This window comes from Mycobacterium avium subsp. avium (assembly GCF_009741445.1).
GTDB lineage: Bacteria > Actinomycetota > Actinomycetes > Mycobacteriales > Mycobacteriaceae > Mycobacterium > Mycobacterium avium.
Genome location: NZ_CP046507.1, coordinates 945369 through 968070 on the forward strand (window position 1 = coordinate 945369; position 22702 = coordinate 968070).

The following is a 22702-nucleotide window of genomic DNA, read 5'->3' on the forward strand; positions in this document are numbered from 1 at the left end:
ACCCGATTATGGATTCCGTCTCGTTGACCGACCTTGCGGCCGAAAAGCTCGCCGAGGCAAAACAATCGCACAGCGGGCGTGCCGCGCACACCATCCACGGCGGGCACACCCACGAGCTGCGGCAAACCGTGCTCGCGCTGCTGGCCGACCACGACCTGTCCGAACACGACAGCCCGGGCGAGGCCACGCTGCAGGTGCTGCAGGGTCATGTGCGGCTGACCACCGGCGGCGACGCTTGGGAGGGCAGGGCCGGCGAGTATGTCGCCATCCCGGCCGAACGGCACGCCCTGCACGCGGTGGAGGACTCGGTGGTCCTGCTGACCGTGCTGAAAACCATCCCGTCGGCGCACTAGCCGGCCATGTTGTCCACACCCTGGTCCGCGGGTTTCGGCCTGCGGGTACCCATCGTCAACGCCCCGATGGGCGGGGTCGCCGGCGGCCGGCTGGCCGCGGCGGTCACCGCCGCCGGTGGCCTGGGCATGGTCGGGATGGGCAGCGTGGCCACCCGGCGGCTGCTGGCCGAGCAGTTGCAATACGTCGACGGCCGGTTCGGGATCGGGCTGGTCGACTGGGTGATGCGCAACGAGGCGGGACTGCTCGAGGACGCCCTGGCCGCCCGGCCCGCCCTGCTGTCGGTCAGTTTCGGCACCGACTGGTCCTGGGTCGCCAAGGCGCACGACGCCGGAATCCCCACCGTCACACAGGTTTACGACAGCCTCGGCGCGCGGCAGGCGGTCGACGCCGGCGTCGACATCCTGGTGGCGCGCGGCTCGGAGGGCGGCGGGCACGGCGAGGTCAAGCTGGGGCTGCTGCCGCTGCTCGACGCCGTGCTGGACGCCGTCTCGGTGCCGGTGCTGGCCGGCGGCGGCGTCGCCTCGGCGCGCAGCCTGGCCGCGGTGCTGGCCGCCGGCGCCAGCGGGGCGTGGGTGGGCACCCGGCTGTCGGCCTGCCCGGAGGCGCTGACCGCCGACGGCAACCGGCGGGCCCTGGTCGAGGCCGCCGAGACCGACACCGCCGTCACCCGGGCCTTCGACGTCGCCAAGGGGTTGCCCTGGCCGGCCCGGTTCCCGTCCCGGGTGCTGGCCAACGACTTCGTCGAGCGGTGGACCGGCCGGGAGGAAACGCTGGACGCCGGGGCCTGCGAGGAGTTGGCCGCCGCGATCGCCGCCGGGGACTGCCGGGTCGCGCCGGTGGATGCCGGCCAGGGGGTGGGGATGATCCGCAATGACGCGACGGTCGCGGAGGTCATCGACGAAATGTGCAGTGGCGCAGAGCAATTGCTGTCCCGCTGGGGCTCGTGACCCTCGGCGGCGATCGCCGCCTCCGTTGTCACGCTGGCGTGACGCTCGGCGGCGGTCGCCACGCTGGCGTGACGCTCGGCGACGAAACCGCGGTGGCTACACCGCGCGCAGGTAGCGCCGGGCGATGACGCGCTGACCGACCCGCAGCACCGGCCCGCCGGCCCTGGCCCACCAGGTTGCGGGCCGGGAGAACGCCGTCACCTCCGCGTACACCGCGGACGTGGCCGGGTCGTGGCGGACCACGAAGCGTTCCTCGCCGGACTCCGGATGGCCCGGCAGCGTGCCATAGCCGAAGCCGCGGATGTCGGGTTCGTCGACGACGTAGACGACGCGGCAGGGGGCGGGCACAAACCCCAGCCGCACCACCACCACGGCGTCGACGACGGCCACCTCGGAGCTGGCCTGCACCCGCAGCCCCGAGCCGCGCTGCATGCCCCAATGCAGCACCGCCCCGGCGGCCTGCTCGAAACGCGCTGCACCCGTACCGATTTGGCGCTCGACGTGTTGCTGGTGATATCCGGCGGGCAGGTCGCCGGAGGCCGTCGCCCCCACCTCGGAGTAGGTCAGCGGCAGTTCCTCGAGCGCTCGTAGGTCCACCCGGCCAGCTTGCCACGCCGGGGCGCGCGGCGAGGTTCGGCGGGTACGGTCGGAGGGGTGAGCGCGCCACAGACTATTACCCAGGCATCCGGAACGTTGACCCTCGGCGGCGACCTGACCGTCAACCGCCTCGGCTTTGGGGCGATGCGGTTGACCGGCGCGGGGGTGTGGGGCCCGCCCGCGGACCGCGACGAGTGCGTCCGGGTGTTGCGGCGGGCCGTCGAACTCGGGGTGAACTTCATCGACACCGCCGACTCCTACGGCCCGTACGTGTCCGAGGAGATCATCCGCGAGGCGCTGCACCCGTACGACGGCCTGGTGATCGCGACCAAGGCGGGGCTGCTGCGCACCGGCCCCGACATCTGGATCCCGTTGGGCAACCCCAGTTATCTGCGCCAGGAATGCGAGATGAGCCTGCGCCGGCTGGGCACCGACACCATCGACCTGTTCCAGCTGCACCGCATCGACCCCAACTTCCCGCTGCAGGATCAGGTGGGCGAGCTGCTCACCCTGAAAAACGAGGGCAAGATCCGCCACATCGGGCTGTCGGAGATCACGCCCGATCAGCTCGCCGCGGCCCAGCAGATCACCGAGATCGTGTCGGTGCAGAACATGTACAACGTGACGGCCCGGCGCGCCGAGCCGCTGCTGGACGCCGCGACCCGGCAGGGCATCGCCTTCATCCCGTGGTTCCCGTTGGCGGCCGGGCCGCTGGCCGCGCCCGACGGCCCGCTGCAGCGCATCGCCGCCGAGCACGACGCGACGCCGTCGCAGCTGGCGTTGGCCTGGTTGCTGAAACGCTCGCCGGTGATGCTGCCCATTCCGGGGACCTCCAAGGTGGCGCACCTGGAGGAGAACGTGGCCGCCGCCCGGATCACGCTGTCCGACGAGGAATTCGAGGCGCTGTCGACGGCCGGGACCCAGCAGACGGTGTAGCCGGCGCGCGAAACCGCGCCCGCCGGGCAATACGGTGTGGTGGTGGCCGAACATCAACGACACCCCGGCGGTGGGTTCAATCCGCCCGAACCGACCACCAAGGGCGGGCCCGACTACGGCCGGTTCATCGACGCCGTGCGCGCGCTGCAGGATCACGCTCGCGCCGTCGACGCCCCCGACGAGGTGATCACCCAGGCCGCCGACCAGCTGGAGAAGGTGTCGGCGCTGCTGGCGCCGTTCGACGCCGACGAGTGGGCGTCGCCGTCGGGCCGGCGGATGGATCTGCCGATGCGCGGCAACATCCTGACCATCCCGATGTCGGCCCAGAAGGGTGCGGACGGCCGCATGCACGGCCGGGCCCGCTTCGCCCGCTTTCACTTGGGCCGCAACGGCGCCGTGCACGGCGGGTCGCTGGGGATGCTGTTCGACACCGTGCTGGGCCTGACCGCCTCGGTGCTCACCGGCAGCCGGCGCCAGCGCACCGCCTACCTCAAGATCGACTACCGCAGCATCGTCCCGATCGAGACCGAGCTGCAGTTCGACGCCGGCGTCGACCGGGTGGACGGGCGCAAGATCTTCGTGTCCGGCCGGCTGACCCACGGCGAGCGGTTGCTGACCGAGGCCGACGCGCTGTTCGTGCGGCTCAAACCCGGCCAACCGTGATCCGAGTGGGTACCCACCCCGCATGACTGGATCCGCATCGCCCCGCGGCCCGGTGCTCGCGGGTTTGCCCGGGATCCGTGGCTGGCAGGAGGACCTGTACCGCGACCTGCACCGGCATCCGGAACTGTCACACCAGGAACACCGCACCGCGGCGGTGGTGGCCGAGCGGCTGCGCGGCTTCGGTTACGACGTGCACGAGGGCGTCGGAGGCACCGGCGTGGTCGGGGTGCTGCGCAACGGCACCGGCCCGGCCGTCCTGCTGCGCGCCGACATGGACGCGCTGCCGGTGCGCGAAGACACCGGCCTGCCGTACGCCAGCGCCGTCACCGCCACCGACCCGCGCGGCGACGAACGGCCCGTCATGCACGCCTGCGGGCACGACGTCCACGTCACCTGCCTGCTGGGCGCCGCGTCGCTGCTCGCCGGGGCGCGCGAACACTGGCGCGGCAGCCTGGTCGCGGTCTTCCAGCCCGCCGAGGAGCTCGGCGACGGCGCGCGCCGCATGGTCGACGACGGGCTGGCGAGGCTGGTCGGTCACGTCGACGTCGCCCTGGCCCAGCACGTGCTGCCGTTTCCGGCCGGCCAGATCGTCACCCGATCGGGGCCCTTCATGGCCACCGCCGACAGCATGCGGGTCACGGTGTACGGCCGGGGCGGCCACGGGTCGATGCCGCAGACGACCGTCGATCCCGTCGTGCTCGCCGCCATGATCGTGATCCGGTTGCAGACCGTCGTCTCGCGCGAGGTGGCGCCCACCGAGACCGCGGTGCTGACGATCGGCAGGATCGAGTCGGGCGCCAAGAGCAACGTGATCGGCGACCACGCGGTGCTGGAGCTGAACCTGCGCACCTTCAGCGGCCGGACCCGCGACCGGATGCTCGACGCGGTCCGGCGCATCGTCACCGCCGAATGCCAGGCGTCCGGGTCTCCGCGGGACCCCGAGTTCGAGATGATGAACCACTTCCCGGCCACCGACAACGACCCCGCGGTCACCGCGCGGGTGCGGGCGGTGTTCGCCGAGCATTTCGGCGACCGGGCGACGGAGATTCCCGCGCAGACCGGAAGCGAAGACTTCAGCAACATCGCCACCGGGCTCGACGCGCCGTACAGCTATTGGGGTTTCGGGGGAGCCGACCCCGGCGCGTATCGGCGCGCCGAGGCGGCGGGCCGGCTGGCCGAGGACATCCCCGTCAACCACTCCGGGAGGTTCGCCCCCGTCATCCAGCCCACCCTCGACACCGGCACCGAGGCGCTGACCGTCGCCGCGCTGGCCTGGCTGGCCCCTAGCGCGTCCTGAAATCAACTGGGGCTCAACGCTTTTGACTGCGTCGGGGGGATCGCGGCAACCCCATCGGCAGCATGCTCTCCTCGTGGTCAAGTTCGCGTTCGATCGCGCGCAGGCTCTGGTCGGGCAGCATGCCCGCGTCGCGCCAGCGCACGAGTTCGTCGCGCTGGGCGTCGATGGCCACCCGGCGCAGCCCCACGGCGGCCTCGTAGGCGGGGGCGGCGGGCAACTCGTCGACGTCCGACAACAGGGTGAGCCGGTGTTCGTAGCGCTCCAGCTGCGCCGACAACTGTTGGCGCACACCGTCGATCACCCGGGGATCGACGTCGGCGCCGTCCTCGGGGTCCAGCGAGTCGAGCCGGTCCAGGGCGGCCCGCAGCGCGGCCGCCCGGGCCCGGTTGCGCAGCCGCAGCTCGTCGGTGGTCTTGGCGCGCAGGCCCAGGGCGCGCACCAGCGGACCGAAGGTGACACCCTGTCCGATCAGCGTCACCAGCACCACCACCAGGGTGCAGAACAGCAGCAGGTCGCGGTCGGGAAACGGCGCGTTGCCCTCGGTCAGCACCGGCACCGCGAAGATCGCGGCGAGGCTGACCACGCCGCGGGTGCCGGCCCAGCTCAGCACGACGATCTCGCGGCCGCTGAGCCGCTCGCGGGTGCGCTCGGGCCGCGGCTCGGCGTCGTCGGTCGCCGAATCGTCAACGTTGCCCAGCCGGGTGTGCAGCGACCGGGGCAGCGACTGGGTGAGCAGCAGCCACAGCGGCCGGACCAGCAGAACCACCGCGACGGTCACCCCGACCGCCACCAGGATCGTCGACAACGCGTAGCCGCCCAGCTCGTCCAGGATCACCGGCACCTGATGGCCGATCAGCAGGAACACCACGCCCTCGAGCAGGAAGTTGACCAGCCGCCAGACGGCGCGGGTCTGCAGGCGGCTCGCCCCGGATTCCACCCGCGGCGAGTCGTGGCCGACGATCAGCCCGCACACCACGACGGCCAGCACGCCGGAGGCGGACAGCTTTTCGGCGACCAGATAGGTGAGAAACGGCGTGGCCAGCGAGATGGCGTTGGCGGTCAGCACGTCGTGCCGCCACCGGCGCAGCAGGCGCCGGGCGTAGGCGAACACCTGGCCCACCACCAGGCCGCCGACGGCCGCCAGCACGAACTTCCGGATCGCCGACGGCGCCGAGAACGCGGCCCCGCGCGCCACGGTGACGGCGACCGCGAGCGTGGTCAGCGCGGTCGCGTCGTTGAGCAGTCCCTCGCCCTCGATCAGCGTGACGATGTTGAGCGGCAGGCCCTCCTTGCGGGCGACGGCGAGCGCGGCCACCGGATCGGTTGGCGCCACCGCCGCGCCCAGCACCATGCCCACCGCGAGCGTCGCGCCGCCCGCGAGCAGGCTGAACGCGACACCGACCGACGCAGCGGTCAGCAGCACGAGGACGACCGACAGGCTGACCACCGTGCGCAGATTGCGGCGGATGCCGACCAGCGACGATTCCAGCGCCGCGTGGTAGAGCAGGGGCGGCAGGATGCACGTCATCACCACGTCGGGCTCGAGGCCGATGGTCGGCCCCGGCAGCAGCGCCTGCCCGATGCCGACCAGGACCAGCAGCGTCGCGCTGGGCAGGCGGGTGCGCTCGCTGATCCAGTCGACCAGCACGATGACCGCGATGGCGGCGAGCAGCAAGGTCAAAGCCGTCTGCGCGCCCATCGACCTCATTGTGCCGGACCGGACGGTGGCTACTCGACGGCCCTGCTCGCCGTTCGGCCGCCCCGATAGCATGGTCGTCGACCCTGCGAGCCTTGGAGACCGCCACAATGACCGTCCCCGCAACCGATTCCTGGCCAGCCCCGATCCGGGTGCCGGCCGGGACCACCGCCGCCGCCGCGGTGCGCGACGCGGGGCTGCCGGGCCGGGGAGCGCCCGACGCCGTCGTGGTGGTGCGCGACGCCTCGGGCACGCTGCGCGACCTGAGCTGGGTGCCCGACACCGACGCCGAGGTCGTCCCCGTCGCGGCCAACACCGACGAGGGCCGCAGCGTCATCCGGCACTCGGCGGCACACGTGCTGGCCCAGGCCGTGCAGGAGTTGTTCCCGCAGGCCAAGCTGGGCATCGGCCCGCCCATCACCGACGGCTTCTACTACGACTTCGACGTGCCCGAGCCGTTCACGCCGGAGGATCTGGACAAGCTGGAAAAGCGGATGCGCCAGATCGTCAAGGAGGGCCAGCTGTTCTCGCGGCGGGTGTACGAGTCCAAGGAGCAGGCGCGTGCCGAGCTGGCCGGCGAGCCCTACAAGCTGGAGCTGGTCGACGACAAGTCCGGTGACCCCGACATCATGGAGGTCGGCGGCGACGAGCTCACCGCCTACGACAACCTCAATCCCCGTACCCGGGAACGGGTTTGGGGTGATTTGTGCCGCGGGCCGCACATCCCGACCACCCGCCACATCCCGGCCTTCAAGCTGACCCGCAGCTCGGCGGCCTACTGGCGGGGCGATCAGAACAACGCCAGCCTGCAACGCATCTACGGCACCGCGTGGGAGTCGCAGGAGGCGCTGGACGACCACCTGCGGCTGATCGAGGAAGCCCAGCGGCGCGACCACCGCAAGCTGGGCAGCGAGCTGGACCTGTTCAGCTTCCCCGACGAAATCGGTTCGGGCTTGGCGGTTTTCCACCCCAGGGGCGGGGTGGTGCGCCGGGAGCTGGAGGAGTATTCGCGGCGCAAGCACATCGAGGCCGGCTACGAGTTCGTCAACACCCCGCACATCACCAAGGCGCAGCTGTTCCACACCTCCGGGCACCTGGACTGGTACGCCGACGGGATGTTCCCGCCCATGCACCTCGACGCCGAATACGACGACGACGGGACGGTGCGCAAGCCCGGGCAGGACTACTACCTCAAGCCGATGAACTGCCCGATGCACACGCTGATCTACCGGTCCCGCGGCCGGTCCTACCGCGAATTGCCGTTGCGGCTCTTCGAATTCGGCACCGTGTACCGCTACGAGAAGTCCGGCGTGGTGCACGGGCTGACCCGGGCGCGCGGGTTCACCATGGACGACTCGCACATCTTCTGCACCCGCGAGCAGCTGCACGGCGAGCTGGCGTCGCTGCTGCGGTTCGTGCTCGAGCTGCTGGGCGACTACGGGTTGACCGACTTCTACCTGGAGCTGTCCACCAAGGACCCGGACAAGTTCGTCGGCTCCGACGAAATGTGGGAGCAGGCCACCACTTCGCTGGCCGACGTGGCCGCCGAGTCCGGCCTGGAGCTGGTGCCCGATCCGGGCGGGGCGGCGTTCTACGGCCCGAAGATCTCGGTGCAGGCCCGCGACGCGCTGGGCCGCAGCTGGCAGATGTCGACGATTCAGGTGGACTTCAACTTCCCGGAGCGATTCGAGCTGGAATACACCGCCTCCGACGGCACCCGGCAGCGGCCGGTGATGATCCACCGCGCGCTGTTCGGGTCGATCGAGCGGTTCTTCGGCATCCTGACCGAGCACTACGCGGGCGCGTTCCCGGCCTGGCTGGCGCCGGTGCAGGCGGTGGGCATTCCGGTCGCCGACGAGCACGTGCCGTACCTGGAAAGCGTTGCCGCACAGCTGAAGTCGCACGGGGTGCGGGTGGAGGTGGACGCCAGCGACGACCGGATGGCCAAAAAGATCGTGCACCACACCGCGCAGAAGGTGCCGTTCATGCTGCTGGCCGGCGACCGGGACGTGGCCGCGGGGGCGGTCAGCTTCCGGTTCGGCGACCGCACCCAGATCAACGGCGTGCCCCGCGACAGCGCGGTCGACGCGATCGTCAAGTGGATCGCCGACCGCGAGAATTCCGTCCCCAGCGCCGAACTCGTGAAAGTGTCCAGTGGTGAGTGATCCCGAACAGGCCGAGCAGGACGCCGAGCGCACCATCCTGGACCGCGGTGTCGGCGAGCAGGACCACCTGCAGCGGTTGTGGACGCCGTACCGGATGACCTATCTGGCCGAGGCGCCGATGAAGCGCGGCCCCAACTCGTCGGGCAAGAGCGAGCAGCCGTTCACCGACATTCCGCAGCTGACCGACGAGGACGGCCTGGTGGTCGCGCGCGGCGAACTGGTCTACGCCGTGCTCAACCTCTACCCCTACAACCCGGGGCATCTGATGGTGGTGCCCTACCGGCGGGTCTCCGAGCTCGAGGACCTGACCGACGCGGAGAGCGCGGAGCTGATGTCGTTCATACAGAAGGCGATTCGCGTCATCAAGAACGTGTCGCGCCCGCACGGGTTCAACGTCGGGCTGAACCTGGGCACCTCGGCCGGCGGGTCGCTGGCCGAGCATCTGCACGTGCACGTCGTGCCGCGCTGGGGTGGGGACGCGAACTTCATCACCATCATCGGCGGGTCGAAGGTGATCCCGCAGTTGCTGCGCGAAACCCGCCAGCTGCTGGCCACCGAGTGGGCCAAGCAGTCGTGAGCCCACACCGCCATGAGTAAGGTGCCGTTTTTATCCCGCGCGGCGTTCGCGCGGCTGACAACTCCCACCGCCCGGGCCTGCCTGCGGCTGGGCCTGACCCCCGACGTCGTCACCGTCGCGGGCACCATCGTGGCGGTGGCCGGGGCGCTGATCCTGTTCCCGATCGGCGAGCTGTTCGTCGGCACGCTGGTGGTCTGGTTCTTCGTGCTGTTCGACATGCTCGACGGGGCGATGGCCCGGGAGCGCGGCGGGGGCACCCGGTTCGGCGCGGTGCTGGACGCCACCTGTGACCGGGTCAGCGACGGCGCGGTGTTCGGCGGGCTGCTGTGGTGGGTGGCCTTCGGCCTGCACGACGAACCGTTGGCGGCGGCCACGCTGATCTGCCTGGTCACCTCCCAGGTGATCTCCTACATCAAGGCCCGGGCCGAGGCCAGCGGCCTGCGCGGCGACGGCGGCATCATCGAGCGGCCCGAGCGGCTGATCATCGTGCTGGTCGGCGCCGGGCTGTCCGATCTTCCCGGCTACCCGCTGCCGTGGGCGCTGCCGGTGGCGATGTGGGCGCTGGCGGCGGCCAGCCTGGTCACCTGCGCGCAGCGGCTGCACACCGTCCGGACCTCGCCGGGCGCCACCGACCGAGGATCGGACGCGCCGTGATGCCCACCCCGCCGGGGATGAGGGCGATCACCGCGCCGGGCCGGCTGGCCGGCCGGCTGGTGGGCGGCGTCGGCGCCGACTGGGCGTACGCGACGGGCTGGATGGCGGTGCGGGCGATGCCGGAGTTCGCCGCCCGCAACGCCTTTGACGCCGCCGCGCGCTACGCGGCCCGCGGCGGCGGCCCCGACCAGCTGCGCAAGAACCTGGCCCGGGTGCTGCGGGTGCCGCCCACCGACGTCCCCGACGCGCTGATGCGGGCCTCGCTGGCCTCCTACGCCCGCTACTGGCGCGAGGCATTCCGGCTGCCCAGCATGGACCTGACCGAGCTGGGCCGCCGGCTACAGGACTCGGTGCGCGGCGAGGACAACCTGGACGCCGCGCTGCGCGCGGGACGCGGCGCGGTGATCGCGTTGCCGCACAGCGGAAACTGGGACATGGCCGGCGTCTGGCTGGCCCAATCGCACGGCACCTTCACCACCGTCGCCGAACGTCTCAAACCCGAGTCGCTGTACCGGCGGTTCATCGCCTACCGCGAACGGCTCGGGTTCGAGGTGCTGCCGCTGTCCGGGGGCGAGCGGCCGCCCTTCGAGGTGCTGTGCGACCGGCTGCGGGCCAACCGGGTGGTGTGCCTGATGGCCGACCGCGACCTGACCCGCACCGGTGTGCAGGTCGACTTCTTCGGCGAGGCCACCCGGATGCCGGCCGGGCCCGCGAAGCTGGCCATCGCGACCGGCGCGGCGCTGCTGCCGGTGCACGTGCATTTCGAGGGCGAGGGCTGGCGGTTTTTGATCTACCCGGCGCTGGACTGCAGCAGCGGCGACGTCGGCGCCATCACCCAGGTGCTGGCCGATCATTTCGAGAAGAACATCGCCGCCCACCCCGAGGATTGGCACATGATGCAGCCGCAGTGGCTGGCCGACCTCCCCGACTCCACCCGGGCCCGGTTGAGGGACAGCTGATGCGGATCGGGATGGTCTGCCCCTACTCGTTCGACGTTCCGGGCGGGGTGCAGTCGCACGTCCTGCAGCTGGCCGAGGTGATGCGGCGCCGCGGGCACGACGTCAGCGTGCTGGCGCCGGCCTCGCCGCACGCCGTGCTGCCCGGCTACGTCGTCTCGGCGGGCAAGGCCGTCCCGATTCCCTACAACGGCTCGGTGGCCCGGCTGCGGTTCGGCCCGGCCACCCACCGCAAGGTGAAAAAGTGGCTCGTGGACGGCGATTTCGACGTGCTGCACCTGCACGAGCCCAACGCGCCGAGCCTGTCGATGCTGGCGCTGAACATCGCCGAGGGGCCGATCGTGGCGACGTTTCACACCTCGACCACCAAATCGCTGACCCTGACCGTGTTCCAGGGCATCCTGCGCCCGATGCACGAGAAGATCGTCGGCCGGATCGCGGTCTCCGACCTGGCCCGGCGCTGGCAGATGGAGGCGCTGGGCACCGACGCGGTGGAGATCCCCAACGGCGTCGACGTCGCCTCGTTCGCCTCGGCGCCGCGGCTGGACGGTTACCCGCGGGCCGGCAAGACGGTGCTGTTTTTGGGGCGCTACGACGAGCCGCGCAAGGGCATGGCGGTGCTGCTCGACGCGCTGCCGCGGCTGGTCGAGCGGTTCGCCGACGTGCAGCTGCTGGTGGTCGGTCGCGGCGACGAGGACCAATTGCGCACGCAGGCAGGCGAATTGGTGAAGCACATCCGCTTCCTCGGCCAGGTCGACGACGCCGGCAAGGCGTCGGCCATGCGCAGCGCCGACGTGTACTGCGCACCCAACCTGGGCGGGGAGAGCTTCGGCATCGTGCTGGTCGAGGCGATGGCCGCCGGCACCCCGGTGGTGGCCAGCGACCTGGACGCCTTCCGGCGGGTGCTGCGCGACGGCGAGGTGGGCGCTCTGGTGCCCGTCGGCGACGGCGACGCGCTCGCCGATGCGCTGATCGCGGTGCTGGAGGATGATGTGCTGCGGGACGGCTACGTGGCCGCCGGGCAGGCGGCCGTCCAGCGCTACGACTGGTCGGTGGTGGCCAGCCAGATCATGCGGGTGTACGAGACGGTCGCCGCGACGGGCGCCAAGGTTGAGGTGGCCAGTTGATGACATGGCTGATGGTCGGCATCGCGATCCTGGTCGCGGTGCTGGCGGTGGTCGGCGTCTGGGCGTATCGGACCGCCAACCGACTGGACCGGCTGCACGTGCGCTACGACCTGTCCTGGCAGGCGCTGGATGGCGCGCTGGCCCGGCGCGCGGTGGTGGCGCGCGCGGTGGCCATCGACGCCTACGGCGGTGCCTCCGAGGGGCGCCGGCTGGCGGCGCTGGCCGACGCCGCCGAGGCCGCGCCCCGGGCCGCCCGCGAGGCGCGCGAGAACGAGCTGTCGGCCGCGCTGGCCGCCGTCGACCCGGCGTCGCTGCCGGCCGGGCTGATCGCCGAGCTGGCCGACGCCGAGGCCCGGGTGCTGCTGGCCCGCCGCTTCCACAACGACGCGGTCCGCGACACCCTGGCCCTGGCCGAGCGGCGCCTGGTGCGGCTGCTGCATCTCGGTGGAACCGCCGCGCTGCCCAGCTATTTCGAGATCGTGGAGCGGCCGCACGCGCTGGCGCACGGCGATCACGGCGTGCTCAACCACCGCACCTCGGCCCGGGTGGTGCTGCTCGACGACCGCGGCGCCGTGCTGCTGCTGCGCGGGTCGGACCCGGCGCTGGCCGGCCAGCCGGCACCGAAGTGGTGGTTCACCGTGGGCGGCGAGGTGCAGCCGGGCGAACGGCTGGCCGAGGCCGCCGCGCGGGAGCTGGCCGAGGAGACCGGCCTGCGGGTCGCGCCGTCCGAGCTGGTCGGACCGGTGTGGCGGCGCGACGAGGTGTTCGAGTTCAACGGCTCGCTGATCGACAGCGAGGAGTTCTACTTCGTCTACCGCACGCAGCGCTTCGAGCCGTCCCGGACGGGCCGAACCGAACTGGAACGCAGCTACATCCACGGCCACCGCTGGTGTGACGCTGCCGACATCGCCCAGCTCGTCGCCGCGGGGGAGACGGTGTACCCGCTGCAGCTGTCCGGGCTGCTCACCGACGCGGCCGCGCTGGCCAGCGGCCGCACCCCCGGCCCGCTGCTGTCGATCCGCTGACTCCGCCGGTCAACGCGGGGCCGGGTCGCCTCACTAGACTGGGTCGACAACGTTGAAGGAGATCGAGCAGTGAACACCGCCCATTCACCGGACGGCAGCGGGCGAACCGGGACCGCGCGGGTCAAGCGCGGCATGGCCGAAATGCTCAAGGGCGGCGTCATCATGGACGTCGTCACCCCCGAGCAGGCCAAGATCGCCGAGGGCGCCGGCGCCGTCGCCGTGATGGCCCTCGAGCGGGTGCCCGCCGACATCCGCGCCCAGGGCGGGGTGTCGCGGATGAGCGACCCGGACATGATCGAGGGCATCATCTCCGCGGTCACCATCCCGGTGATGGCCAAGGCCCGCATCGGGCATTTCGTCGAGGCGCAGATCCTGCAGAGCCTGGGCGTGGACTACATCGACGAGTCCGAGGTGCTCACCCCCGCCGACTACACCCACCACATCGACAAGTGGAAGTTCACCGTGCCGTTCGTGTGCGGGGCGACCAACCTGGGCGAGGCGTTAAGACGCATCAACGAGGGCGCGGCGATGATCCGCTCCAAGGGTGAGGCCGGCACCGGCGACGTCTCCAACGCCACCACCCACATGCGGGCGATCGGCGGCGAGATCCGCCGCCTGATGTCGCTGTCGGAAGACGAGTTGTATGTCGCCGCAAAGGAATTGCAGGCCCCCTACGAACTGGTCGTGGAGGTGGCCCGGGCCGGCAAGCTGCCGGTCACCCTGTTCACCGCCGGCGGCATCGCCACCCCGGCCGACGCGGCGATGATGATGCAGCTCGGCGCCGAGGGCGTGTTCGTCGGCTCCGGCATCTTCAAGTCCGGCGACCCCGCCCAGCGCGCCGCCGCGATCGTCAAGGCCACCACCTTCTACGACGACCCCGACGTGCTGGCCAAGGTGTCACGCGGGCTGGACGAGGCGATGGTCGGCATCAACGTCGAGCAGATCGCGCAGCCCGAGCGCCTGGCGGAACGCGGCTGGTAAGAACAATCCGTGTCGATCGAGCAGATCCTTGATCTCGAGCAACTCGAGGTCAACATCTACCGCGGGGGCGTCTTCAGCCCGGATTCCGGATATTTCCAGCGCACCTTCGGCGGCCATGTGGCCGGCCAGTCGCTGGTGTCGGCGGTGCGCACGGTCGACCCGCGCTACCAGGTGCACTCGCTGCACGGGTACTTCCTGCGGCCCGGGGACGCCAAGGAGCGCACGGTGTTCATCGTCGAGCGCACCCGCGACGGCGGCTCGTTTGCCACCCGGCGGGTCAACGCCATTCAGCACGGCGAGATCATCTTCTCCATGGGCGCGTCGTTCCAGACCGACCAGGAGGGCATCCACCACCAGGACGCCATGCCGGCTGCGCCGCCCCCGGACGGCCTGCCCGGGCTGGACTCGATCAAGGTGTTCGACGACGCCGGGTTCAAGCAGTTCGAGGAGTGGGACGTCTGCATCGTGCCGCGGGAGAAGCTGCAGCTGACCCCGGGCAAGGCGTCCCAGCAGCAGGTGTGGTTCCGCCACCGCGACCCGTTGCCCGACGACCCGGTGCTGCACATCTGCGCGCTGGCCTACATGAGCGACCTGACGCTGCTGGGCTCGGCGCAGGTTACCCACCTCGACGTGCGCGAGCACCTGCAGGTGGCGTCGCTGGACCACGCCATGTGGTTCATGCGGGCGTTCCGCGCCGACGAGTGGCTGCTCTACGACCAGTCCTCGCCGTCGGCCAACGGCGGCCGCTCGCTGTGCCAGGGCAAGATCTTCACCCAGTCCGGCGAGATGGTGGCCGCGGTCATGCAGGAGGGGCTGACCCGCTTCCAGCGGGGATATCGGCAGTGAGCGCCCCGCGGATCGGGGTGCTGGCGCTGCAGGGCGACACCCGCGAGCATCTGGCCGCGCTGCGCGAGGCCGGGGCCGAGTCGATGCCGGTGCGCCGGCGTGGCGAGCTCGAGGCGGTCGACGGGCTGGTCATCCCCGGCGGGGAATCGACCACCATGAGCCACCTGCTCAAAGACCTCGACCTGCTGGAGCCGCTGCGGGGGCTGCTGGCCGACGGGCTGCCCGCCTACGGCGCCTGCGCCGGGATGATCCTGCTGGCCAGCGAGATCCTGGACGCCGGCGCCGGCGGGCGGGAGGCGCTGCCGCTGCGGGCGATCGATATGACGGTGCGCCGCAATGCTTTTGGACGCCAGGTCGACTCGTTCGAGGGTGACATCGCGTTCGCGGGCCTGGACGGGCCGGTGCGCGCGGTGTTCATCCGCGCGCCCTGGGTGGAGCGCGCCGGCGACGGCGTCGAGGTGCTGGCCCGCGCCGCCGGTCACGTCGTCGCGGTGCGCCAGGGTGCCAGGCTGGCCACGGCGTTTCACCCCGAGATGACCGGCGACCGGCGCATCCACCGGCTGTTCGTCGACCTGGTCACCGGGGTGGTCTGAGCGCCGGCGGTCACGCTGGCGTGACGCTCGGCGACGACGGTCACGCTGGCGTGACGCTCGGCGCTTGGCGCTTTCGGCGCCCACGTAGACTCGTCTGGCGACTTTCGACGAGATAGAAGAGGTACGACACACCGATGAGCGGCCATTCCAAGTGGGCCACCACCAAGCACAAGAAGGCCGTCATCGACGCACGCCGCGGCAAGATGTTCGCCCGGCTGATCAAGAACATCGAGGTCGCGGCCCGCGTCGGTGGCGGTGATCCGGCGGGCAACCCGACGCTCTACGACGCGATCCAGAAGGCGAAGAAGAGCTCGGTGCCCAACGAGAACATCGAGCGGGCCCGCAAGCGCGGCGCCGGCGAGGAGGCCGGCGGCGCCGACTGGCAGACCATCACCTACGAGGGGTATGCGCCCAACGGCGTGGCGGTGCTGATCGAGTGCCTGACCGACAACCGCAACCGCGCCGCCAGCGAGGTGCGGGTGGCGATGACCCGCAACGGCGGCACCATGGCCGACCCGGGTTCGGTGTCCTACCTGTTCTCCCGCAAGGGCGTCGTCACCTGTGAGAAGAACGGCCTGACCGAGGACGACATCCTGGCGGCCGTGCTGGATGCCGGCGCCGAAGAGGTCGAGGACCTCGGCGACAGCTTCGAAATCATCTGCGAGCCAACCGATCTCGTCGCGGTGCGGACGGCGCTGCAGGACGCGGGCATCGACTACGACTCCGCCGAGGCGGGATTCCAGCCGTCCGTGACGGTGCCGCTGGACGCCGACGGCGCGCAGAAGGTGATGCGGCTGGTCGACGCGCTCGAGGACAGCGACGACGTCCAGGACGTGTGGACCAACGCCGACATTCCCGACGAGATCCTGGCCCAGATCGAGGAGTGACGCAGGCCGATCAGTCGTAGCCGTGCCGCATGTCGCCGACGATGCGCGGATTGTCCAGCGTCGAGGGTTCCAGCGGTCGCGGCCCGACGTCGCCGGAGAACACCACCGCGGCCTGCAGCACCCGCTGATCGAGGAAGCGCAGTGGCGGCGCGTCGGGCGGCACCTTGGGCGCGGGCGGGGTGTCGCCGCGCTGGGCCAGCACGAAGCCCCAGTCGCCGAACGTGGGCACGTGCACGTGGTAGGGCGTGACGGCGTAGCCGGCCGCCCGGATGGTCGACACCGTGCGCCAGTACGCCGTCGGGGTGGAGAACGGGCTGCCCGCCTGCACCACCAGCAGCCCGCCGGGCGCCAGCGCGCGGGCGGCCAGCGCGTAGAACTCGGTGGAGTACAGCCGCCCCAGCACCGGGGTGTCGGGGTCGGGCAGGTCGACGATGACCGCGTCGAACCGATCCGGGTTCGGCCCGCGCAGCCAGGCCATCGCGTCCCCGGTCAGCACCCGCACCCGCGGGTTGTCCAGCGAACCGCCGTTGGCGGCGCGCAGCGTGGTGCGGGCGATCTCGATGACGGCGGGGTCGAGTTCGACCTGCACGATCCTGGAAATGCCGGGCTGGCGCAGTAATTCGCGCGCGGCCAGGCCGTCGCCGCCGCCGAGCACCAGCACCGACCGGGCGCCGTTGCCGAGTGCGGGGTAGACCAGGCTCTCGGTGTAGCGGTACTCGTCGCGGGTGGAGAACTGCAGCCCGCCGTCCAGGTACAGCCGGGTGTCGTCACCGCGGCGGGTCACCACGATCTCCTGGTAGGGCGTGTGCCGGTAGGCGATGATCGGGTCGGCGTAAAGCCTTTGCCTGCTGGTGGTTTCGACGTCCGCCGAGCGCAGCAGCAGGCCGGCCAGCAGCGCCAGCGCGGCGGCCAGCGCGCACAGCGCCAGCGCCAGTTGCCGCGCCGAAACCACTTGCCGCAGCAGGAAAATCGCTACCACGGCCGCCGCCGCCAGGTTGATCATGCCGGTGGCGGCCGCGCCCCGGATCATGCCCAGCTGCGGCAGCAGCAGGAACGGCCACACCAGCCCGCCGAGCAACGCGCCGAGGTAGTCGGCGGCGTTGAGGTTGGCCAGCGTGCGGCCGGCGTCGGCGGGCCCGGCCGTCCGTCCGCGCTGCAGCAGCGTCATCAGCAGCGGCACCTCGGCGCCGACCAGGCCACCGATCAGCGCCGTGCTGACCGCCAGCACCCAGGTCGACCCGACCGAGCCGTCCAGGAACGCGAACACCACGTACAGCGCGGCCGCCGACAGCCCGCCCACCACGCCCAGCAGCGCCTCGACCGCGATGAAGCCGAGCGCGGCGTGCGCCAGCAGCGGTTTGGCCAGCAGCGCGCCCACCCCCAGCGCGGCGATGTAGCCGGCCACGATCAGCGAGGTGGCGACGATGCCGCCGCCGTCCAGGCTGGCCGACAGCGTCAGCAGCGCGAGTTCGTAGATGATGCCGCAGGCCGCGCACGCCGCGACGGCGGCCAGCAGCAGCACCCGCCACCGCCCCGGCGACGGCGGCGCCGCCTCGGGCGCGCTGACCTCGACGGTGCTCATGACACCGCCGCGGCGGTCACTCCTCCCACCGCGAGCAGGATCAGCGCCACCGCGAACGATCCCGGGTGCAGCTGCGGCTCCTCGACGTGCTCGTGGAAGCTGCCCGGGATCAGCAGGTGCATCGCCAGCAGCGCCACCCCGAGCAGGATGACGCCCATCAGCCCGTACACCGCCACCCCGACCAGGCCCTGGCCCAGCTGGCTGTAGCTGTTGGCGATGGCGGTGATGATCACCACGGTCAGCGCGATGTACATCGCGCCCGCGACGACGACGGCGTTGGGCCGGCGGTCGATGAACACCAGTTGGCGCAGCTTGCCCGGGGTCAGCAGGTCGACCGCGTAGAACCCGACCAGCAGCACGGCCATGCCGACCGCGAAGTACAGGATGGTCGCGACCGCGCCCTTGAGGACGGGATTGAGGTCGACGGTGCCGATCTCGACGGCGAGGTACATGGTTGTCTCCTTTGCGTTGTGGATCCGCTGCTACGGCCGGGCCGTCACTTGGTGCCGCCCGGCCCGCCGGGGGTGCCTCCGGCGCCGCCGGACGGCGACCCGGGGAAGAAGCCCGGGCCGAGGAAGACGAAGGCGCCGTGGCTGTATCCGGCGCTCAGCGGCTCGACGCGAATGCTGCACGGGTAGTTGCCGTCCGGGCCGACGATCACGATGTCGTTGCTGTAGCGCAGGTATTCGGTCTTGTTGTCGTCGGCCCGCGCCGCGGGCTCGGCGTACTCGGACAGCGTGTCGGCCACCTGCTCGGGCGAGCCGGTGCACTGGTAGCGGGTGCCGTTCACGTCGCGGGCGTACTCGTGGTAGTGGCCGGCCACATAGGACGCAATGTTCTTCTGCAGCAAGATAATTCCGGTCACCAGGCACACCACCGCGGCGACGGCCAGGGCGCCGGCGATGACGAACAGGCGGTTGCGGCTCACGGATGCCACCGGCTGGCGGTGCGAACGACGGTCCCGCCGCGGCCGGCGGGGCGGTCGGGATACAGGTGCCAGGTCCGCCAGCGCCAGCCGGCGCCGTCGGGCCGGGCGGCCAGCACGGTCAGCGCGGCGCCGTCGCCGGGGAAGCTGCCGCCCAGCCAGCCCGGCCGGCGCGCGCACCGGTCGCGAAGGTCGTCGGCGAGCCGGCGAAAGCTCGCCTCGTCACGGGCGTCGGAGCGGGAGCGCAGGCGGTAGCCGGGCGCCTCGGCGCGCTCGGGCAGGTCGGCGCCGAAACTGCGTGCGGTACACGAGATTTCCTCGGAGAACGCATGCTCGACCGCGACGACGTGCGACGCGCCCAGCACCCCGAGCAACAGCGCGCCGCCGCCGGGATGGTCCAGCCGGTGGCTGACCAGCGGCGCCGGCACCGGCGCGTTGAGCGCCAGGCCCAGCTTCTCCCCGGACACGTCCGCGGGGGTCACGGCGAGCTGATGAAGGGGCACCGGGTTGACCTTCTGCGCGTCAGGCCGAACTCGGTGGCGGCGCGGCATACACGGTGATCTCGCCGGGCGACACCGGCCTGCCCGTCGACACCTCCCAGGGCATGTCCGGGGCCCAGCGCTCGAACGACAGCAGCGCCGTCTCGTCGGCGTTGGTGCAGTCGACGAATTCCATCTCGCCGCCGGCCGGCAGCCCGGTGGTGCCCTCGGTGGTGTAGGAGGCGCGGCCGCGCTCGGACTCGTGAAACGTCACGCCGTCGACCACGTAGTTGTCGCCGGGCCGCAGCGAGAGGTCCTTGCGGGTCACCCACAGGGCCAATTGCAGCCGCCCGTCGTCTTCTTCGATGCTGAACCACAGCGGCTGGTCACCGCCTTCCAACAGGTGTTCCCACCACACGAACGGGCCCTCGCGGTAGGTGACCGAGCCGCGCACGATGTAGTCGGTGCCGCCGTAGCTGACGACGGCGCCCGGCCCGAGTTGGCGCGGACCGAACTGCGGCAGCGCGTCCGCGGCGAGCGGATCGGGCCGCCCGGCCGGGCGCGCGGGTTGCTTGGGCCGTCGCAAAGCCACCACGAGCACCACGATCGACGCGATGAACAGCACGATGGCGAGCATGACCAGCAGAGATCCCACGCCAACCCCTCCGTTGCCACCTTGCTCGAGCGAACGTGGGCTAAAGCTAACAGCTTTTCGGTGGCCGCGGCGCCGTAACGTCTCGACCGGGAATCGGCGCCCGCGCCGCGTGTCCTACCCGGGCCGGTCGGCGCCGGCCGCTAGGCTATCGAACAGCTGTTCTACTAGGTGGGAGCGGGTAATGCGGGTGATGGGCGTCGACCCCGGCCTGACCCGGTGCGGGCTGTCGGTGGTGGAAAGCGGGCGCGGTCGCACCGTCGTCGCGCTGGACGTCGACGTGGTGCGCACCCCGTCGGAAGCGCCGCTGGCCGAGCGGCTGCTGAGCATCAGCGACGCGGTCGAGCATTGGCTGGCCACCCATCAGCCGGACGTGGTGGCCATCGAGCGGGTGTTCTCCCAGCTGAATGTGACGACCGTGATGGGCACCGCCCAGGCCGGCGGCGTGGTGGCGCTGGCGGCGGCCAAACGCGGCATCGGCGTGCACTTCCACACCCCCAGCGAGGTCAAGGCCGCGGTGACCGGCAACGGCGCCGCCAACAAGGCCCAAGTCACCGCGATGGTCACCAGAATCCTTGCGCTGCAAGCCAAACCGACACCCGCAGACGCCGCCGACGCGCTGGCGCTGGCCATCTGCCACTGCTGGCGGGCGCCGATGATCGCCCGGATGGCGCGGGCCGAGGCGCTGGCGGCCCAGCAGCGGCAGAAATACAAGGACAAGGTGGACGCCACGCTGAGGGCCGCGCGATGATCGCCTCGGTGCGCGGCGAGGTGCTCGAGGTGGCGCTCGACCATGCGGTGATCGAGGCCGCCGGGGTCGGCTACCGGGTCAACGCGACGCCCTCGACGCTGTCCACGCTGCGCACCGGGACGCAGGCCCGGCTGATCACCGCGATGATCGTCCGCGAGGATTCGATGACGTTGTACGGCTTCACCGACGCCGAGACCCGCGACCTGTTCCTGACCCTGCTGTCGGTGTCGGGCGTCGGCCCGCGGCTGGCGATGGCGACGCTGGCCGTGCACGACGCCGGCGCGCTGCGCCAGGCCCTGCACGACGGCGACGTCGCCGCGCTGACCCGGGTGCCCGGGATCGGCAAGCGCGGCGCCGAGCGGATGGTGCTGGAGCTGCGCGACAAGATCGGCGCGGCCGGGGCCGCGGGCGCGCCGGCGGGCGCGGCCCGCAACGGCCACGCGGTGCGCGGCCCGGTGGTCGAGGCGCTGGTCGGCCTCGGCTTCGCCGCCAAGCAGGCCGAGGAGGCCACCGACAAGGTGCTGGCCGCCGAGCCCGAAGCCGGCACCTCAGGCGCGCTGCGCGCCGCCCTGTCGCTGCTCGGGAAGTCCAGATGACCGCCGCCGACGACGATGCAGAGCGAAGCGATGAGGAGGAGCGGCGCAGATGACCGCCCATGACGCCGACTGGTCGGACCGCGACGTCTCGGGCGCCCTGGTTCCCGGTGAAGGCGACATCGACGTCAGCCTGCGGCCCCGCTCGCTGCGGGAATTCATCGGCCAGCCGCGGGTGCGCGAACAGCTGCAGCTGGTCATCGAGGGCGCCAAGAACCGCGGCGGCACCCCCGATCACATCCTTCTGTCGGGCCCGCCGGGGCTGGGCAAGACGTCGCTGGCCATGATCATCGCCGCCGAGCTGGGCTCGTCGCTGCGGGTGACGTCCGGCCCGGCGCTGGAACGCGCGGGCGACCTGGCGGCCATGCTGTCCAACCTGGTCGAGCACGACGTGCTGTTCATCGACGAGATCCACCGCATCGCCCGGCCGGCCGAGGAGATGCTCTACCTGGCGATGGAGGACTTCCGGGTCGACGTGGTGGTCGGCAAGGGCCCGGGGGCGACGTCGATCCCGCTGGAGGTGGCGCCGTTCACCCTGGTCGGCGCCACCACCCGGTCCGGCGCGCTGACCGGCCCGCTGCGGGACCGGTTCGGCTTCACCGCGCACATGGACTTCTACGAGCCGGCCGAGCTGCAGCAGGTGCTGGCCCGCTCGGCCGGCATCCTGGGCATCGAGCTGGGCGCCGAGGCGGCCGAGGAGATCGCCCGGCGCTCGCGCGGCACACCGCGGATCGCCAACCGGCTGCTGCGCCGGGTCCGCGACTTCGCCGAGGTGCGCGCCGACGGGGTGATCACCCGTGACGTCGCCAAGGCCGCGCTGGCCGTCTACGACGTCGACGAACTCGGCCTGGACCGGCTGGACCGCGCCGTGCTCACCGCGCTGACCCGCAGCTTCGGCGGCGGCCCGGTCGGGGTGTCGACGCTCGCGGTGGCGGTGGGCGAGGAGGCCGCCACGGTCGAGGAGGTGTGCGAACCGTTCCTGGTCCGCGCCGGCATGGTGGCCCGCACGCCGCGCGGCCGGGTGGCCACCGCCCAGGCCTGGACACACTTGGGCATGGTCCCCCCGGCCGGGGCCGCCGGCCTGGGTCAACCCGGTCTGTTCGACTGACCGGCTCGACCACCCGGCGGTGTTACTGCCCCTCCACATCTTTGTGATGGAATCGTTGGCCTGGACCTTGCCGCGCGCCCGGGCTGCCGTCGGCGCCACCGCCGGCGGGGACCGAGACCACCGCGGCGCCCGGCTTCCACCAACCCGTTCCCCGGCCGCCGTCGGCGCCTCGGGAACCGCCGCAATCCTCTTGGGGCACAAGGCCATTGGTGTGTGCGCCGGTGTCGGGTCGAGGGCCGCGGCGGCGGTGCCGCCGGTGGGTCTGCGCGGAGCGGGGCGCGGGCCGTACCGTCCCCGGGCGGCTGCGCGGC

Annotated in this window: 25 protein-coding genes; 18 read left to right on the forward strand and 7 right to left on the reverse strand. The window is 71.7% G+C overall.

Features of this window, described 5'->3' with window-relative positions:
• Positions 1-8: 8 nt before the first annotated feature.
• Complete coding sequence (locus MAA44156_RS04765) at positions 9-353, forward strand: cupin domain-containing protein (protein ID WP_003875345.1); 345 nt, start codon at positions 9-11, stop codon at positions 351-353.
• A gap of 6 nt (positions 354-359) precedes the next feature.
• On the forward strand, positions 360-1301 hold the full coding sequence (locus tag MAA44156_RS04770; RefSeq protein ID WP_009977806.1) for an NAD(P)H-dependent flavin oxidoreductase: 942 nt from the start codon (positions 360-362) through the stop codon (positions 1299-1301).
• A gap of 96 nt (positions 1302-1397) precedes the next feature.
• Here the strand turns inward: MAA44156_RS04770 and MAA44156_RS04775 are convergent, their stop codons facing one another.
• Positions 1398-1898, reverse strand: a complete 501-nt coding sequence (locus MAA44156_RS04775; RefSeq protein WP_009977805.1) for a DUF1990 domain-containing protein — start codon at positions 1896-1898, stop codon at positions 1398-1400.
• A gap of 57 nt (positions 1899-1955) precedes the next feature.
• Between MAA44156_RS04775 and MAA44156_RS04780 the strand changes: the two genes are divergently transcribed.
• The 3 genes from MAA44156_RS04780 to MAA44156_RS04790 are packed head-to-tail and all read left to right on the forward strand — an operon-like array spanning position 1956 to position 4794.
• Positions 1956-2834 (forward strand): aldo/keto reductase, encoded by an 879-nt coding sequence (locus MAA44156_RS04780; protein ID WP_029248535.1) that lies wholly within the window; start codon positions 1956-1958, stop codon positions 2832-2834.
• A 36-nt stretch (positions 2835-2870) separates the two neighbouring features.
• Positions 2871-3497 (forward strand): PaaI family thioesterase, encoded by a 627-nt coding sequence (locus MAA44156_RS04785; RefSeq protein ID WP_009977804.1) that lies wholly within the window; start codon positions 2871-2873, stop codon positions 3495-3497.
• A 52-nt stretch (positions 3498-3549) separates the two neighbouring features.
• A complete protein-coding gene (locus MAA44156_RS04790) occupies positions 3550-4794 on the forward strand; it encodes an amidohydrolase (RefSeq protein WP_009977803.1) in 1245 nt (414 codons plus the stop codon).
• Positions 4795-4807: 13 nt separating this feature from the next.
• Here MAA44156_RS04790 and MAA44156_RS04795 read toward each other — a convergent pair whose 3' ends face one another.
• Positions 4808-6502, reverse strand: a complete 1695-nt coding sequence (locus MAA44156_RS04795) for a Na+/H+ antiporter (RefSeq protein ID WP_029248534.1) — start codon at positions 6500-6502, stop codon at positions 4808-4810.
• A 98-nt stretch (positions 6503-6600) separates the two neighbouring features.
• Here MAA44156_RS04795 and thrS point away from each other — a divergent pair, with 98 nt between their 5' ends.
• The 10 genes from thrS to MAA44156_RS04845 all read left to right on the forward strand — a co-directional run bounded on the left by thrS (position 6601) and on the right by MAA44156_RS04845 (position 16301).
• On the forward strand, positions 6601-8655 hold the full coding sequence (gene thrS, locus MAA44156_RS04800) for a threonine--tRNA ligase (protein ID WP_009977800.1): 2055 nt from the start codon (positions 6601-6603) through the stop codon (positions 8653-8655).
• A complete protein-coding gene (locus tag MAA44156_RS04805; protein WP_003878557.1) occupies positions 8648-9232 on the forward strand; it encodes an ATP adenylyltransferase in 585 nt (194 codons plus the stop codon). Before thrS ends, MAA44156_RS04805 begins: the two co-directional genes overlap by 8 nt.
• Positions 9233-9244: 12 nt before the next feature.
• A complete protein-coding gene (gene pgsA, locus MAA44156_RS04810) occupies positions 9245-9886 on the forward strand; it encodes a phosphatidylinositol phosphate synthase (protein WP_003875355.1) in 642 nt (213 codons plus the stop codon).
• A 17-nt stretch (positions 9887-9903) separates the two neighbouring features.
• Entirely contained in the window at positions 9904-10845 is a 942-nt protein-coding gene (locus MAA44156_RS04815) for a phosphatidylinositol mannoside acyltransferase (protein ID WP_031355414.1), read from the forward strand.
• Entirely contained in the window at positions 10845-11969 is a 1125-nt protein-coding gene (locus MAA44156_RS04820) for a glycosyltransferase family 4 protein (protein WP_009977797.1), read from the forward strand. The genes MAA44156_RS04815 and MAA44156_RS04820 overlap by 1 nt, the downstream gene beginning before the upstream one ends.
• Positions 11969-12994, forward strand: a complete 1026-nt coding sequence (locus MAA44156_RS04825; RefSeq protein WP_033726206.1) for an NUDIX hydrolase — start codon at positions 11969-11971, stop codon at positions 12992-12994. Before MAA44156_RS04820 ends, MAA44156_RS04825 begins: the two co-directional genes overlap by 1 nt.
• Before the next feature lie 69 nt (positions 12995-13063).
• Entirely contained in the window at positions 13064-13975 is a 912-nt protein-coding gene (gene pdxS, locus MAA44156_RS04830; RefSeq protein ID WP_009977793.1) for a pyridoxal 5'-phosphate synthase lyase subunit PdxS, read from the forward strand.
• Positions 13976-13984: 9 nt separating this feature from the next.
• Positions 13985-14821: an acyl-CoA thioesterase II gene (gene tesB, locus MAA44156_RS04835; RefSeq protein ID WP_003875361.1), complete on the forward strand. Its 837-nt coding sequence runs from the start codon at positions 13985-13987 to the stop codon at positions 14819-14821.
• A complete protein-coding gene (pdxT, locus tag MAA44156_RS04840) occupies positions 14818-15414 on the forward strand; it encodes a pyridoxal 5'-phosphate synthase glutaminase subunit PdxT (protein ID WP_009977791.1) in 597 nt (198 codons plus the stop codon). Before tesB ends, pdxT begins: the two co-directional genes overlap by 4 nt.
• Positions 15415-15548: 134 nt before the next feature.
• Positions 15549-16301 (forward strand): YebC/PmpR family DNA-binding transcriptional regulator, encoded by a 753-nt coding sequence (locus MAA44156_RS04845; RefSeq protein WP_009977789.1) that lies wholly within the window; start codon positions 15549-15551, stop codon positions 16299-16301.
• 10 nt (positions 16302-16311) lie between these two features.
• Here MAA44156_RS04845 and MAA44156_RS04850 read toward each other — a convergent pair whose 3' ends face one another.
• The 5 genes from MAA44156_RS04850 to MAA44156_RS04870 are packed head-to-tail and all read right to left on the reverse strand — an operon-like array spanning position 16312 to position 19942.
• A complete protein-coding gene (locus MAA44156_RS04850) occupies positions 16312-17883 on the reverse strand; it encodes a polyamine aminopropyltransferase (protein WP_009977787.1) in 1572 nt (523 codons plus the stop codon).
• The gene (locus MAA44156_RS04855) at positions 17880-18335 is read right to left on the reverse strand and encodes a DUF350 domain-containing protein (RefSeq protein ID WP_003872690.1); all 456 of its coding nucleotides are present in this window, start codon (positions 18333-18335) and stop codon (positions 17880-17882) included. Before MAA44156_RS04855 ends, MAA44156_RS04850 begins: the two co-directional genes overlap by 4 nt.
• Before the next feature lie 44 nt (positions 18336-18379).
• Complete coding sequence (locus MAA44156_RS04860) at positions 18380-18811, reverse strand: DUF4247 domain-containing protein (protein ID WP_003872689.1); 432 nt, start codon at positions 18809-18811, stop codon at positions 18380-18382.
• A complete protein-coding gene (locus MAA44156_RS04865) occupies positions 18808-19311 on the reverse strand; it encodes a DUF2617 family protein (protein ID WP_065371202.1) in 504 nt (167 codons plus the stop codon). The genes MAA44156_RS04860 and MAA44156_RS04865 overlap by 4 nt, the downstream gene beginning before the upstream one ends.
• 19 nt (positions 19312-19330) lie before the next feature.
• Positions 19331-19942: a DUF4178 domain-containing protein gene (locus MAA44156_RS04870; RefSeq protein WP_009977777.1), complete on the reverse strand. Its 612-nt coding sequence runs from the start codon at positions 19940-19942 to the stop codon at positions 19331-19333.
• A 181-nt stretch (positions 19943-20123) separates the two neighbouring features.
• Between MAA44156_RS04870 and ruvC the strand changes: the two genes are divergently transcribed.
• Genes ruvC through ruvB form a run of 3 tightly spaced genes read left to right on the forward strand, consistent with a single transcriptional unit; the run spans position 20124 to position 22391 of the window.
• Positions 20124-20690, forward strand: a complete 567-nt coding sequence (gene ruvC / locus MAA44156_RS04875; protein ID WP_009977776.1) for a crossover junction endodeoxyribonuclease RuvC — start codon at positions 20124-20126, stop codon at positions 20688-20690.
• Positions 20687-21286, forward strand: a complete 600-nt coding sequence (gene ruvA / locus MAA44156_RS04880) for a Holliday junction branch migration protein RuvA (RefSeq protein ID WP_003872685.1) — start codon at positions 20687-20689, stop codon at positions 21284-21286. Before ruvC ends, ruvA begins: the two co-directional genes overlap by 4 nt.
• Before the next feature lie 49 nt (positions 21287-21335).
• The gene (ruvB, locus tag MAA44156_RS04885; protein ID WP_003872684.1) at positions 21336-22391 is read left to right on the forward strand and encodes a Holliday junction branch migration DNA helicase RuvB; all 1056 of its coding nucleotides are present in this window, start codon (positions 21336-21338) and stop codon (positions 22389-22391) included.
• Positions 22392-22702 lie beyond the last annotated feature (311 nt).